Raw genomic sequence first — 14,709 nt, 5'->3', positions numbered from 1 at the left:
TATTAATTTTGATTATTGGCCGATGTCTCAATCTCTGCTACAAAGAAAAATTTTCTTTAAGGTTAATCTCTATCCAATCAACCAGAGATTCATCCCATTTATATGCCTTAACCAGATGAGTGAAATCTGTTTCCGAATAAGTATACTCTATCTCGTGATGGCTGCCGATGCGCCGACTACCATGAGTTTGTTTGTCCAAAATCACCGGCCGAGTAATAAAATCTATCTTCATTTTACCTAAAGGACCAGTAAAGCAAAGGGTTTCCTTTTCACCGACTTCCGGTTCAGGCAATTCTTCCGCGGTTATTTGGACATCGGGAAAATTATCCTGAATCATGCCTTTAATTTGCTGCCATTTTTGCGGTGTCATATGTTTATATCTTACCATTTTTCAGGCTATATTCGCAACCGCAATATTTCTGACGATAAAATCTCTGATCTTTGGCGAACAGAAGAGCGGCAGCATACCCTGGACTGGCCTTAAAATCAAAATCTAAATATGTTAGGCCGTACTTTTTAGCTAATGCCCGGCCCAAATTACGGATGGTTTTATCGTCTTTATGCGGCGAAATACTAAGTGAGGTAACAAAACAATCAAATTTATGGCTAGCCGCATATTTAGCGGCATTTTCCAAACGTAAATGGTAACAAAGTTTGCAACGCCTGCCCCTTTCCGGCTCTTGATCAAAATCTCTAGCCACCCCTAACCAGCTATCATGATCCCAATCAACAAAAACGAACTTTATACCCTGATTGACAAAATATCTTCCAGCCTCTTCGGAGCGTTTGTCAAATTCCTCCTTGGGCCAAATATTGGGATTATCAAAATAAACAGCCAGATCGTATTCTTTGATCAGCTCTTGCGACAAAAGGCCGCTGCAAGGAGCACAGCAGACATGAAATAATAATTTTTTCTTAGACACGATCTTAGGTTGATTTAAAAACCTCGTCATCTTCTTTCACTGGTTGATCAGTTTTGAAGCCGACAACTTGACCTACATTAGCCAAGGGCACTTCAGCACGATCAATCTGTAAGGAATTGACAACTTGCTCAAATTCCCTATCTCCACCCCTGACCTTGATGGTGTCACCGACGGCTAATTGGCCGTCAGTCAGTTCAATCACACCAACTCCGATCTTGCCGAAGTAATGCGTAATTTTGCCAATCTTTTCTTCCATATTTTAATTTTTTAATGTTTTGATCAGATTGTCGGCCTCCGCCAAAATTTCCTTAGGCTGTTTGAAACGCAGAAATTTCTGAGCGGTCGTCAAATCAAACCAGCCATAGCCGTTATGCTCGTGGGAAATCTTAGGTTCGGTGCCGGGCGGCACTTCAGCCAGATAAATCACGAAATCCTTCTTTATCAAATCATTACCGCCATGATGCGTTTCTCGAAACATGAATTCCGTCTGTTCCCTAAAACCGTCGATTACTTTAAGATCTTTTAGGCCGGCCTCCTCATATAACTCGCGTAAACCGGTTTCCAATTCACTCTCCCTCTCTTCCATCTTACCCTTAGGAAAATTCCAATAACTGCCGCGATGATACAAAACTAAATACTGTAAACCCTCTTCGGGATGGCGACGAAAAATAATAAAACCAACTGATTTTTGTCTGATCATATTAATAATTATTTCAAATATTTCTTTCCTTTTAACTTTTCCGGCAAATACTCCTGATCTTCTTGGTAATCAAAGTCCGGAGAATATTTATAATCCTTGCCATAACCCAAATTCTTCATTAACTTAGTCGGGGCATTGCGCAGATGAATCGGCACCGGCTCATCTGTTGTTTCCTTAACATCTTTCATTACCTGGCCGAAAGCCGAATATAATTCATTGGACTTTCGACACTTGGCCAAATACACTACGATTTGTGCCAGAATCACGTTACATTCAGGCAGTCCGATGAAATGACAAGCCTGATAACCGGCCACAGCCTGTTCCAAGGCGCGAGAATTAGCCAAGCCCACATCTTCGGAAGCAAAACGCACCAAACGGCGGGCAATATATAAAGGATCCTCGCCACCGGAAAGCATTCGTCCCAGCCAATACAAAGCGGCGTCAGCGTCCGAACCGCGTAAAGATTTATGCAAGGCGGAAATAATATTATAGTGCTGTTCGCCGGATTTATCGTATAAGTGGGCGTTACGCTGTAAAGAATCCTTAATTAACACCTTAGACAATTTAATTATACCAGATTTCTGGGGTTTAGTCGCTTTTGCGGAGATTTCTAAAACATTCAAAGCCGTACGAGCATCGCCGTTTGAAAGTAACGCCAAATATCTTATCGTTTCTTCGTCAATCTTAACCTTCAACCTACCTAATCCCCGCTCTTTATCCAATAAAGCAATTTTAATAATACCGGCAATGTCCTCCTCGGTCAGCTGTTCCAAGATAAAAACCCGGGAACGGGACAATAGCGCCGAATTGACTTCAAAACTGGGATTTTCGGTGGTGGCGCCAATCAAAACCACGGTACCATCTTCCACGTGCGGTAAAAGAGCGTCTTGTTGGGATTTATTCCAACGATGGATTTCATCAATAAACAAGATAGTCCGGCGGTTTTTGAATTTCAAGTCGTCTTTAGCTCCAAGAATAATTTTTTTTAGCTCGTTAACCCCACAGCTTACAGCCGAAAAAGATACGAACAACGCACCAGTCAGTCCGGCGATAATCCGCGCCAAGGTGGTCTTGCCCGTACCTGGCGGACCCCAAAAAATCATCGACGGTACCTGGTCACTCTCTATCAGTCGCCGTAATAACTTCCCTTCGCCCACAATCTGTTCCTGGCCAAAAAATTCACCCAGATTTCTGGGACGTAAACGGTCGGCCAAGGGCCCTTCCTTAGCCTTAAAATCAGCCGATTTTAAATCAAATAAATCCATAATCTTATTGCCTATATCATAACCAAATCCAGTCTTGTTTACAAATTAAAAATCAACCCGACAAAATAAGCTGAATAAAAAATCAATAAAAACAGACGGTTAGCGCCTGTTTTTAAAAATACAATTGAATGACTAATGATTATTTTATTTTTTCCCTGACTTTCTTCACTAAATCTTCCAGTTTCCAGTCGCTTTTAACCAAATAATCATAAACACCGCTTTTCATAACCTCGGCCGTTTTGTCCGCTTCATTAAGGTTAGACAAGATGATAACCGGTACGTTTTTACCCCACTTATCCTCACGTAATTTCTCCAGCATTGTTAAGCCGTCCATAACCGGCATGACGATATCCAATAAAATTAGATCGGGCTTAATTTCTAAAGATAAAGCCAAGCCCTCACCGCCATCCTTGGCTACTGCAACATTAAACTTTTCCTTAGTTAATTTCTGTTTTAGAGCCTCGGCCAATGACGGCTCATCCTCAACGATAAGAATTTTTTTCATATGTTTAATTATTCTCCTTGTTTTAGGAAGTCTTTGATATCCTTAATAATCAACTCCAAACGAAAATCAGCTTTAGTATAATACTTATTTACACCCAAACGCAAATAACTCTGAACTTTATCGGGCGTAGCCGTATTGGAAACGACAAAGATCGGTATGGCTTTCCAGGCCGAATCTTCTTCCTTTATTTTAGCCACTAAATCCAAACCATTCTCCTGACCCAGCAAATAATGATCCAGCCAAATAACGTCTATTTTTACGCCTTCCTCCAAGTATTGCAAAGCCTGCTTAACGGTCCTGGCTGTCGTGACGGCAAAACCGCTTTTCTCCAGTTTGATTTTAATCGCCTCGACCAGCGGCCTTTCATCTTCTACCACTAAAATAGTTTTTTGTTCATTCATATTATTATGATTAATTCGGCATCAACTCCTTAGAGCCGGTTTTTTTATTCATACCCTTGAGCGGTAAGCTAATATGAAAAATAGATCCTTTATTTTCCTCCGATTCAAACCAAACTTTGCCGCTATCCTGATCGACGATATTCTTGACGATATACAATCCTAAGCCAGTACCCTCTGTTTCTTTTTCTCTAACATTGTCGGCCCGGTATAATTTTTCAAAAATCTTATGCTTGGCGGCTTCTGGGATACCATAGCCCGTATCAGCTACGCTGATTTCCACATTACTGCCTTTCTTAATCAGGGTTATTGATATTTTTCCATTGACGGGAGTATACTTGATGGCATTAGTCAATAAATTCTGGATTAAAATCCTAACCAATTTTGGATCAGCTTCTATTAGTGGCAAGGTTTTATCGTAATTGAAACTAAAATTAATTTTTTTCTCTTTGATTTGCGGCTGAACCTCACCAATAACACTCTTAGCGACAGCGGAAAAATCAGTCGGCTGCGGTTCAACGGCAAAAGTTCCAAGCTCAATTCGGGAAACATTCAGCAGAGCATTGACTAATGCTACCATACGCTGATTACCGTTATAAATCTCCTTGATATACTTATCCTGTTCGGTATTTAATTTTCCCGCGTCGCCCGCCAGAAGCATTTCTGCATACCAGTTAATCGCCGACAAGGGGGTACGCAACTGATGACTAGCCAAAGATACAAATTCAGTTTTGGCCTTGTCAATCTGTTTCTCTTTGGTAATATCACGTTCCAGGGCAACAAAAAATTCCACCTCCCCTTTTCTATCAAGAATGGGGGTGATACTGGCAAAGGCGGTATAAAGCTCGCCATTCTTACGCTTATTATCTATTTCGCCGGCAAAAGGTTTTTTATCCACCTTAATGGTATGCCACATCTTCTCATAAAAATTTTTGTCCATTAAACCGCCCCATAACTTTTTGGTGCCGACTTTTTGGCCCACCACCTCGGAATTAGAAAAACCAGTGATGCCCTCTACGCCCTTATTGGCAAAGATTACTATGCCCTCCTTATCGGTAATGACAATATGATCCGACGCTTCAGCCACAGCCAGACGGAACTTCTCCAAATCTTTGGCTAAAGCTTCGGATGTTTTCTTTTCTTCCTCCACATCTTCTAAAACATTTAAGACCGACTTCTGGGTTGCTGCCAATGACTCATTATTTTTCTTCAATTGAATCAGGGTTTCTGACAAACTTTTGGTTTTTTCTGCTACCCGCTGTTCTAATTTGCCATAATTCCCCCTTAATTCATCCACCATGGCATTAAAAGTTTTAGTTAGGGCGCCCAATTCATCATTAGAAACCACCGGGACTTTCTTAGTCAAATCGCCTTCGGCTACGGACTGCGCTACGCGAGTTAAAGCCAGGATCGGCCTGACAATAAAATGAAAAATAAACAATAAAAATAATAATAACGCCGAGGCAATAACGGCTATAATGATGAGCAGTTGAAAGGTAATAGCCCTATTAACGGCAAAAAAAATATTTTCCGTCGGCGTTTCAATCACTAACTGCCAACCATTACCCGAATAAGCCAGATAACCGTCAGAATAAGCGCTGCTAGCCAAAAATTCCACTAAATCGCCATTGATTTGCTCTTTGACGGTGGCGCTGTCTTTAGTTGGAGTAAGGTTAGCCAGAGCCGTTGATTGCTTTTGATTCAGGATATTAACCAGATTGGCATAATCGCCGCTGCCAATCAGTATCTTATCTTTGTTATACAAATAAATGCGATCAAAACCGCTGGTTGATAAAAAATCCAGTATTGCCGGCCAAGCAAAACGCCCCAAGACTACGCCGACAATTTTATTGTCATCAATTACCGGAGCGGCAAAAATGATTGTCGGCTTTTGATTGTTTTCATCTGTTAGCAGATCGGAATAATAAACCTGCCCGTTTTGGGCTTGCATGAAAGCCAGGGAATCGGCGGGATGATCATCTATATTTTCACCTAATTCTTCGTCATCAGTAGAATAGACAACTAAACCGTTTATAGTTACGACTTCCAGATCGTACCAAGGTCCGGTTAGAAGCAAAAATTCACTCATTCTCTGTTTAACTTCGCTTAAGGTGTTCGTCTGGCCAGTTAGCAACTTCTTTAAGGGCACCGATCCGGAAATCAACTGAATATCCAAGTAGCGTTCATAAATAACTTGATCAATATTCCCCAATAACTGCCCGGCATTAACATGCTGGATTTCCGCGCGGGAAGAATGCAGGGTTCCGCCAACCGAGGTATAAATTAAATACAGCATCGTACCGATAGCAATAACGGAGATGGCAGTAAAAATAGAAATAATTTTCAATAATAACTTCATAAAATCAACCGTTTAAGGTTATCGTGATAGGATACGGACAAATTCCGGCCTAATGACTCCGACAACGTCAACGTCGGAGCCAATAGCACCGATACTTCGCAGGTAACGGTTAGCCAAAACGCCATTGCCATATAACGATTCATAACCGGAGGTATAAGACATGGCTGATAAATTGCCTCGTAAATCAACTAACTGGAGACCGGACAAATAACCGATAAACTCCTGTTCGCTGACATTAAAGTATTTAATGCCGATGGCGTATGATTCCTCGGGATTATTTTTTATATATTCCAGGGCCTGAAAATAAGCCCGCAATACGGCTTTGACTTTTTCCGGTTCGCTGTCAATAAAATCCTGACGCATCACCCCGACATCAATAATCAGCCCCGGAGCCAAGGCGGTAGAAAAAATTTTTACTCCGCCGGCCGCTACAGCCTCGCTTAATCCCGGGTCATAAGTAACGACGGCATCCACCTCTCCTCTAATGAAAGCTTGGGCCGCTTCCGCCGCCGGCAAACTCACCCTCTGCACATCCTGCAATTTAAGATTATTTTTTTCCAAGGCATAAAAAAGTAATTTCTCACTCAAAGATCCTTGTTCTACTGCTACTTTTTTACCCTTCAAGTCGGCTATGCTGACGATCGATTTTCTGGCAACAATGCCATCGCCGCCATTAGAGTAGTCGGTTACATTTATAATTTGCAATTTATTCCCTTGGGATTGAGCTTTTAAAACATCTACCATAGTAATGTCGCCAACAAAATCAATCTGCCCATTAATCAACTCGGAAACCAGCTGGCTGTTAGTTTCTGATTTGACCATTCTCACCTTTAAGCCGTTGGCTGAAAACAGGCCTTTTTCTTGCGCCACCAGATACGGCAAAATTCCTGGCCACTCATCCCAGCCATAAGTAATTTCACCCAAATTATTAGGGATGACTGATTGTTTGGATAATCTTAAACTCCAATAAGCGCCAACGGCAGCAACAATAAGAATTAGAACTATAGCCAAAACCAAAATAATGTTTAAATATTTTTTCATATGTTTTTTTCTGTTTTCTTTAGATCTTCTATTCTTTTCTTTAATTCAATCATTTTCATCTCCCGGCCGATCATCAATTTATTTATTCGCTCCAATTCCTCGCTACGACTGGCTAAGGCATCAGTTACTTTTTTCTTCTCCGTAATATCGCGCATCACGCCAACCGCATGCCATTTGCCCTTAATTTTGACTCGCGCCACGGATAATTCTACAGTGATTAATTCGCCGTTTTTCTTCTTTACCGATAATTCCAATAAACTACCGATAACATTTGACTCTCCCGTCTTGCCGAACTGCAAAATATTATTTTTCTTAGTTTGATGTCCTTTTTCTGTGGCAACTATTTTATGGAAGTACTTGCCCATAATCTCAGCACTGCTATAACCCAGAATCCTTTCCGCCGCCTGATTCCAGAAGACTACCAGCCCCTTATCATCCATCATGATTATGGCGTCTTGTATCGCTTGGGCAATCGCCTTAAATTTTTCTTCGCTTTCCCGCAAGTCCATAGTGATCGTTTCGGCTAATTCAGTGGCTTTGATTTGAGAATTAGCCAAAAAGTAAACCACAACGGCCGCCAAAAAACTGATAAGAACGCCAAAAAATAAAAATAGCCAGGGTAAGATCATTTCTCCCCAAGTCAGGCCATAATTGTCCAGCCCCCAATAACGTAAAACCCAGATGTGATCGGCTACGCTAAACGGCACTTCCTTGATAAACCCCGATTGCTGAAAATCATTGTTTCTAACGTCAGAATCATAGTACAGCATTTCTTTATTATAATTTCCGTCGATAGAATCGTAAACGCTTAAATCAAATTGATGCCAATCAAGATTAATCCTGGATAAAATATTAGAAAAAAAGTCATTCGCTATTATGGTTACACTGACAAAACCAACTGTGTTTACCCGACGATCCGTTTCACTAATAATAGTAGCACCATTCCTATAAATTGGAGCTAATAACAAAATCCCAGGGCTGTTATCCGGCAAAAGTGAAATTCTATTTGTAACGGTTATTTGACCGCTATTTCTGGCCAACTCCGCCGGTTGCTTTCTATTCATTTCTGAATAGACATCAAAACCCAAAATATTTTCAAGGCCTTTTTCCGGGTAGATATATTTGATAATAAAACTTTCCACGGCAGTACTGGTAGGATAAATTGTAAAATTAGGATAGCCATTTAGCTCTACGCTCTTATCCTGTCTGACTTGTTCAATAAATTTGTCAGTGTCTTCTAATTTTACCTTCTCCCAATAATTAATAGTATTAATGCCGGGATAATTTTGCGCTAAGTCCAGCTGATCAAGATAATCATAAAACTCATTCCTTTCCACACTCTGACTGGCGACAAACAATCCCTTTAAACCGTTAAGCACATAAATATCGCGATTTATCATAGCGCCGATTAAACCGGTGACGTCTTGAACTTGCGTTTCAAACTTCAATTGCGCCTGATGCTTAAGGATATTCGACATATAGAAAAAGGCTGCCAAAGACAAACTCAGACCAATAATAAAAATAAAAATCGGTAAAACATGACTTCTTAAAGTTTTATACTTCATAGATTCATAATGTTAATTCAGTATAATCAAGCCAAGTGGCAGCCGGCAAAAATTACCGGCTAATAACCTGTTCTGATTAGCGGCTAACGGAAATCGTCACACTATTCTCCGCATTAGGCGAGCAAACCGTCACGCGGTTAGTGGTAGAATTTTTAAAAATTTGGTAACTGGTGCCATTAGTGGAAGTACTACTGGGATCAATAGGCATAGATACCAGATACTTAGCGGTGGAGCTGGCCAAATAGGTGTCTAAATTAGTCAATCCTGTGCAAGTACCACCGGTCCGGCAAATTTCCTGAGTAGAAACGCCGCAAGCCGTACCAGAAACAATGGAGGCTGGCAGGGCGCCATTACTGTCAATGGCATACTGATAAACCGCGTTCAAAAGAGTATTGACATCGGCGCGACGCTGGGCGTTCCTAGCGTCGCCTAATTGCTTACTGGGATTTAAAGCCAAAATGACAATGCCGGCCAGAATAGCGATAATCGCTACGACCAGCAACACCTCCAATAAAGTAAACCCTGATTTTTTTTTGTTCATAAATTATTTGTTCATAAATTAATTGTTAACTATTTTATTTATATTGATTTATCGGCTAATGCTGATACTGGCATTATTCTCGGCAATGGGCGCGCAAACTGTAATCCGATTATTTGAATCCTTGCTGATGTAATAGCCAGTGCCTTCACTGCTTACGTTCTGAGGATCGGCCGGCAATGAAACCAAATATTTTGATGTCGTACTAACCAAGTATTGCTTTAGGTTGACTTTACCGGTACAGGTCCCGTCTATACTGCATATCTCATTATTAGAAGCATAACAGGCCGTATCAACCGAAATGCTGGCCGGCACGATGCCATTATTATCAATGGCGTACTGGTAAACGGCGCTCAAAATAGTATTAACATCGGCGCGACGTTGGGCGTTCCTTGTATCACCCAATTGCTTGCTGGGATTCAAGGCCAAAATAACGATGCCGGCCAGAATAGCGATAATCGCTACGACCAGCAACACCTCCAGCAAAGTAAAACCTGATTGTTTTTTGTTCATAAATTTTATCTTATTTTATGTTAATGTATTCTTAGGGAACTTCTTGCCAGGAAGTATAAGTAATTAGCGGGTAAAGAGCGCTAATACTAACCGCCAAACGGCTGAAAGTGTTACTTTTACTAGCACTGACCGTTACTCCTCGCGTGTTACCGCCGGTATTTACCACCGTATAGTTGCAAATACCGCCATTAAAAGCCAAGTTGCCCGAACCAACAAATAGACTATCAATCCTAATTTGCTGTAAGGCCTCTTCAGCGCAAGCATTAGCCAGTGCCCTGGCTCCACTAGCCTGCTCCACGGCCAAGACAGTCCGTGAGGCATCCAAACCCAGTAATAAAAGCGACAGAGTTACGGCTAAACCGACCGCACCCACCACCAAGATGCTTAACAACAAGATGTAGCCTCTCGGCTTAGCGGCGTTCGGCCGAACCATAAAATTTTTTCTGATAATCATATTCATTGCGACTCCCGGGATTTAAATGTTTCAAGATGAACTGCACTCTGATAATATCCTTAGAGCTGGTACTGGATAAATTAGTGAAGCTCAAATTACTTATTGTCACGCGATTATTAGTCAGGACCACGGCTCCGTTCGCGCCCTCAATAATCCTTAATGCTCCGCCGGATAGGTCAAAAACCGTAGGACTTTTTTCCGGCAGGGGCACTGCCAGAATCAAAGTAACACTGGAGCCGCCGACAATAGGAACAGTCACGCTGCTGGAATTTCTGATAGTTTGGGTAATGGCATGCATCGCTTCCAGTCCCTGTTGTTCCACTTCGGCTATGGTCTGATTTTTAACCCGGCTTTGCAGAATTAACGACAAAAAAACAGAAACTGATAATAAAATAACTGAGGCAATAGCCAAATAGAGCAACAATTCTATTAAAGTAAAACCTTGGCGATTGGTTATTCGGGGTTTCATAAGTTAAGGCTGGCAACAGCAGGTATTATTTTTATCAATCGTACAATAGACGGCGCCACCCGTCTCCCTGGTCTCCCCGTTAGCATTACAAGCGCTATTATTCCTGCGGCAAGCGCCGGCGATATATATCCCTAAAGACTGGCAGTAAGAAGAACAGCTAGCAATAGTTCCCTGGACCTGCCAATTAGTCAGATAAGTAGCCAGAGTGATAGTTGCCCAACGTTGTTGAGTCTGCTGCCAAGCCACGGTGGAAGTTACTTGAAAACGGTTGGCGTCAATCGGTCTTATACTAATTTGCCGCCGATAATAGCTGTCAATCAAATCAGAGACGCCGGAGAAAGTCCAAACATTTCCGGCAATAACCAAACCATGTGATCCGGCAGTCAAATTAGAAAAGTTCGCATCGCGCAGATTACGCGTCGCCTCCAACCCTTCTTCGGCTAAAAATATGGCTCGGGATCTCTGTCCGGCGATAGCCGTACTTTGCTGGCCATAAAGCCAAGCGCCGACTAAAGCCGTAATCATCAAGCCAAAAACTGCAACGCTTAGGATCGCTTCTACCAAATTAAAACCGGATTGACTTGTTCTCAATAACATATCAATAAGTTATCGTCCCTCGACTGTTAATATTAACGGTGCTGGTTTCGTGAGCCACGGAAACTAATAAAATATTTCCTGTGGCGGTGGCGACCGGCTTGCCGGTAAACTTATCAAACACAACTTGGCTCAAACCACTTGGAGTGATTGTCGTTGGCACGGTGGAGCTCTCATCATAGAGGATGTCACGACTACCGTAAGACGAGCCGCGAAACAACACGACACTGCCAGTGGTTATAAATACCCCCCAACCACTGTCTCCGGCCATGCTCTGTGATAAAATCTGAGCGCGGCGCAAGGATTGAACCAAGCTATTGGTGGCGACGGCTAAATCGTTTTTGGTCTGAAACGATTGATAAACCGGAATAGCCATCACGGAAATAACAGCTATAAGAGCCAAGGATAACAACACCTCTACTAAAGTAAAACCGTTTGAACCGAGATGTTTTGTTTTTGTTTCCCTAGGCATATTAATTATTTAAGGAGCCAACCAGACTATAAATCGGCAAAATAACTGCTACCGCCACCGCCAATACGCCAAGCCATACGATAAACAAAAGCAACGGTTCCAGAATAATAGCCAAATTCTTGGTGGTTATCTCTATTTTATCCTCATACATCTCGCCAATTTTAATCAAAGCGTTAGACAGGCTACCCGATTGCTCGCCGGCGATTAGAAGTTGCTGTAATGATTTGGGGAATAAACCGCTTACTGTGCGATAAGAAAGAAAACAATCCTTAAGCGACGCTCCCTCCTCTAAATTTTTTTCCAAATAGCGATAAAACTTGCGATAAGACCTGAGCTCGGTTGATTGCGACAATGACTTCAGCGCTTCCAAAACCGGCATACCCGAAGATAAAAGTGTGCCTAAAACATAACCGAAACGCGCCACTTCCGATTGCTTGATTAGTTTGCCGACGGCCGGAGTATGTAAAGACAAAAACTGACCAATAATCTTAGTGCCAGGAAAAAAGAACAGCAAATAAAATAAAACCACGAATGCAACAATAATTGCCGGGACAACCGTATTGCCGTAAGTCCCTAGAAATTTTCCGAAATTAATCAATATTTGGGTAATAAGCGGCAATTCAATGCTTAATGAAGCAAAAACCGTAGCCAAACGCGGCAAAATGAACCAAGCGATACCCAAGCCGACGGCAAAAGTTACTGACAAAACAAAAGCCGGATACGCCATGGCCGACTTGACTTTAGAAGAGAAATCACGCTCTTTCTGTTGCTGTAAGACCAACATTTTCAAAGTCTCATCCAATTTACCGGTCTGCTCCCCTATTTTAATTAAAGAAATGTCTTGGGCGCGGAATATTTTCGTTCGTTCCAAAGCTTGCCAGAAAGCAAAACCGCTTTCAATATCCTCTTGCAATATCCTAATCAAAAAATTCAAACGCCAAAAACCGCGATCCGGCCGTATTGCCTCCAAAGCGCCCAATAAGTCCATACCAGCAGTGAGCAATAACGCTAGATTTTCCATTAACCCTTCCCTTTGATCGCGCCAGCCAAAGTTAAAAGTTTTAATAAGTAATCGGCGCCGATTATTTCCGGCATACACGGATTTGGCAATAATCAACTCTCCCTTCGTTTTCTTCTTAGACTCAACTTGAATCGCCTTAACCGGCACCACCGGACTGTTACTAGGCAGTTTAACGGTAAGATCTTTTTTGTTTTTCTTGATAGCCATAAAATAATCTCTTTACTGTGGCGGTTCAGCCACTCTGAAGATTTCATCCATAGTGGTAACGCCGTCTTTGACCTTTTCCATTCCATCTTCAAAGAGCGGCCGCGACCCTTGACGGCTAGCCAACTGCCAAATTTCCCGAGACGACGGATGTTTCATAACTAATTCCTGCATCTCCGGCGTGATCAAAATCAACTCAAAAATAGCGGTCCGCCCCTTATAACCGGTATTATTACAGGCCGGGCAACCCTTACCGCGATATAAGGTCAGATTGCGACGAGGAAAATATTTAGCGGCTAAGGGATACTCTTTGGTTAATTGAGCGGGAGAAATCGTATAGCTGACACGACAATGGTCGCAAATCTTCCTCACCAAGCGTTGCGCCAAAATCGCTTGCAGGGTGGAAGCGAGCAAAAAAGGCTCAATCTTCATATCCAGTAAACGCGGAATGCCGGTCGCCGCGTCATTGGAGTGGAAAGTGGAAAGCAACAAATGGCCGGTCAAAGCGGCATTGACTGCAATCTCGGCGGTCTCCAAATCGCGAATCTCCCCAACTAGGATAATATCAGGATCCTGGCGAACGATGGAACGCAAACCGCGGGCGAAAGTCAAGCCAGTCTGAGAATTAACTTGGATCTGATTAATGCCTGGCACCCGGTATTCCACCGGATCTTCAATGGTAGTGATATTTACTGCCGGTTGATTAAGTTGTTTTAAAACGGCGTACAAGGTGGTGCTCTTGCCTGAACCGGTTGGACCGACAACAAGAATCATACCAAACGGTTTTTGCGCCGCCACATTAAAATTAGTTTGATCTTTAACTGATAAACCCAGATCATTCAAATCAAAACCCTGAACGTAATGCGACAAAAGACGCATGACGATTTTTTCCCCCTCAATAGTCGGCACTACGGACACGCGCATGTCAGTAACCAGACCGTCGCTGACATAATTCAAACTGCCGTCTTGAGCGGCAAAATGCTCATCAATGCGCAAGTGGCTCTTTACTTTGATACGATTGACAATATTGCCATAGAATTCCTTAGGGATGTGCCCGGCATCTTGTAAGACGCCATCTACGCGGAATCGCACCAGCACCTCTGCTTCCGTTGGTTCAAAATGTATATCTGAAGCCTTAAAAGTAACGGCATCGGCAAAAATTTCATCAACTATTTCCGGCACCACCTGTCGGCTTTTCTTAATAATGGCGGCAAAACGAGTTTCTAATGTCTTGCGATAATTGACGAAAGCGGCATCAATATCCTCGGTTAAAGAATAAGCTAATTTAACCTGCCGGTTTGGTATTACTTTTTTTAATAATTCTGGCAATTTCTGATTATCCGGCTGATCTGTCGCTACTACCACGGTCTTACTGTCGGCGGAATACACCACCAAACGATATTCTCTGGCGATATCTTCAGGCAGAGCCAAAACCTGCTCCTTTATCGGCATATTGGAATTCAAATCCGCATAAGGCAAACTAAAATATTCGGCCATGGCTTGGCCGAATAAATCCTTATTCAAAATACCTTCACGCAAAAGATAATCGATTATGTCGATTTCTTTTTTTGCCGCAACGGCCTCGGCTTTCTGCCAATCGCCGGCGGACAAATAATCACCATCAACCAGGATGGCTCTGAGTTGTTTGTTGTCTAAATTCATCTTAAAGCATGGAATTAAGATGATAA

18 protein-coding genes are annotated in these 14,709 nt (G+C 42.3%); all 18 read right to left on the bottom strand.

Annotated elements, in window-relative coordinates:
- Positions 1-37: 37 nt before the first annotated feature.
- Positions 38-370, bottom strand: coding sequence for a hypothetical protein (locus tag WC473_04485; GenBank protein ID MFA5125047.1), 333 nt, complete (start codon positions 368-370; stop codon positions 38-40).
- Between the two features lie 4 nt (positions 371-374).
- The gene (locus WC473_04480) at positions 375-953 is read right to left on the bottom strand and encodes an epoxyqueuosine reductase QueH (protein ID MFA5125046.1); all 579 of its coding nucleotides are present in this window, start codon (positions 951-953) and stop codon (positions 375-377) included.
- Positions 928-1,179 carry a hypothetical protein gene (locus WC473_04475; GenBank protein MFA5125045.1) on the bottom strand — a complete coding sequence of 84 codons (252 nt, stop codon included), beginning with the start codon at positions 1,177-1,179 and terminating at the stop codon, positions 928-930. Before WC473_04475 ends, WC473_04480 begins: the two co-directional genes overlap by 26 nt.
- A 3-nt stretch (positions 1,180-1,182) precedes the next feature.
- Positions 1,183-1,623 carry an NUDIX domain-containing protein gene (locus tag WC473_04470; protein MFA5125044.1) on the bottom strand — a complete coding sequence of 147 codons (441 nt, stop codon included), beginning with the start codon at positions 1,621-1,623 and terminating at the stop codon, positions 1,183-1,185.
- An 8-nt stretch (positions 1,624-1,631) separates the two neighbouring features.
- Positions 1,632-2,888, bottom strand: a complete 1,257-nt coding sequence (locus WC473_04465) for a replication-associated recombination protein A (GenBank protein MFA5125043.1) — start codon at positions 2,886-2,888, stop codon at positions 1,632-1,634.
- A gap of 139 nt (positions 2,889-3,027) precedes the next feature.
- Positions 3,028-3,393, bottom strand: a complete 366-nt coding sequence (locus WC473_04460) for a response regulator (protein MFA5125042.1) — start codon at positions 3,391-3,393, stop codon at positions 3,028-3,030.
- An 8-nt stretch (positions 3,394-3,401) separates the two neighbouring features.
- Complete coding sequence (locus WC473_04455) at positions 3,402-3,794, bottom strand: response regulator (GenBank protein ID MFA5125041.1); 393 nt, start codon at positions 3,792-3,794, stop codon at positions 3,402-3,404.
- Between the two features lie 10 nt (positions 3,795-3,804).
- Complete coding sequence (locus WC473_04450; GenBank protein ID MFA5125040.1) at positions 3,805-6,150, bottom strand: ATP-binding protein; 2,346 nt, start codon at positions 6,148-6,150, stop codon at positions 3,805-3,807.
- A gap of 18 nt (positions 6,151-6,168) precedes the next feature.
- Positions 6,169-7,191, bottom strand: a complete 1,023-nt coding sequence (locus WC473_04445; GenBank protein ID MFA5125039.1) for an ABC transporter substrate-binding protein — start codon at positions 7,189-7,191, stop codon at positions 6,169-6,171.
- Complete coding sequence (locus WC473_04440) at positions 7,188-8,756, bottom strand: CHASE domain-containing protein (GenBank protein MFA5125038.1); 1,569 nt, start codon at positions 8,754-8,756, stop codon at positions 7,188-7,190. The genes WC473_04445 and WC473_04440 overlap by 4 nt, the downstream gene beginning before the upstream one ends.
- A 76-nt stretch (positions 8,757-8,832) precedes the next feature.
- Positions 8,833-9,297, bottom strand: coding sequence for a type II secretion system protein (locus tag WC473_04435; GenBank protein MFA5125037.1), 465 nt, complete (start codon positions 9,295-9,297; stop codon positions 8,833-8,835).
- A gap of 48 nt (positions 9,298-9,345) precedes the next feature.
- Entirely contained in the window at positions 9,346-9,807 is a 462-nt protein-coding gene (locus WC473_04430; GenBank protein MFA5125036.1) for a type II secretion system protein, read from the bottom strand.
- Positions 9,808-9,838: 31 nt separating this feature from the next.
- The gene (locus WC473_04425) at positions 9,839-10,261 is read right to left on the bottom strand and encodes a hypothetical protein (protein MFA5125035.1); all 423 of its coding nucleotides are present in this window, start codon (positions 10,259-10,261) and stop codon (positions 9,839-9,841) included.
- On the bottom strand, positions 10,218-10,730 hold the full coding sequence (locus WC473_04420) for a prepilin-type N-terminal cleavage/methylation domain-containing protein (GenBank protein ID MFA5125034.1): 513 nt from the start codon (positions 10,728-10,730) through the stop codon (positions 10,218-10,220). The genes WC473_04425 and WC473_04420 overlap by 44 nt, the downstream gene beginning before the upstream one ends.
- A 3-nt stretch (positions 10,731-10,733) precedes the next feature.
- On the bottom strand, positions 10,734-11,327 hold the full coding sequence (locus WC473_04415) for a type II secretion system protein (GenBank protein MFA5125033.1): 594 nt from the start codon (positions 11,325-11,327) through the stop codon (positions 10,734-10,736).
- 1 nt (position 11,328) lies between these two features.
- Positions 11,329-11,796 (bottom strand): prepilin-type N-terminal cleavage/methylation domain-containing protein, encoded by a 468-nt coding sequence (locus tag WC473_04410; protein MFA5125032.1) that lies wholly within the window; start codon positions 11,794-11,796, stop codon positions 11,329-11,331.
- 1 nt (position 11,797) lies between these two features.
- The gene (locus WC473_04405; GenBank protein ID MFA5125031.1) at positions 11,798-13,024 is read right to left on the bottom strand and encodes a type II secretion system F family protein; all 1,227 of its coding nucleotides are present in this window, start codon (positions 13,022-13,024) and stop codon (positions 11,798-11,800) included.
- A 12-nt stretch (positions 13,025-13,036) separates the two neighbouring features.
- On the bottom strand, positions 13,037-14,683 hold the full coding sequence (locus tag WC473_04400; protein ID MFA5125030.1) for a GspE/PulE family protein: 1,647 nt from the start codon (positions 14,681-14,683) through the stop codon (positions 13,037-13,039).
- Positions 14,684-14,709 lie beyond the last annotated feature (26 nt).

Source organism: Patescibacteria group bacterium, from assembly GCA_041650895.1.
GTDB lineage: Bacteria > Patescibacteriota > Patescibacteriia > 2-01-FULL-39-33 > 2-01-FULL-39-33 > CAISTG01.
Note: the sequence above shows the minus strand (reverse complement) of the source record. Positions and strands in the feature narration are given on the sequence as shown.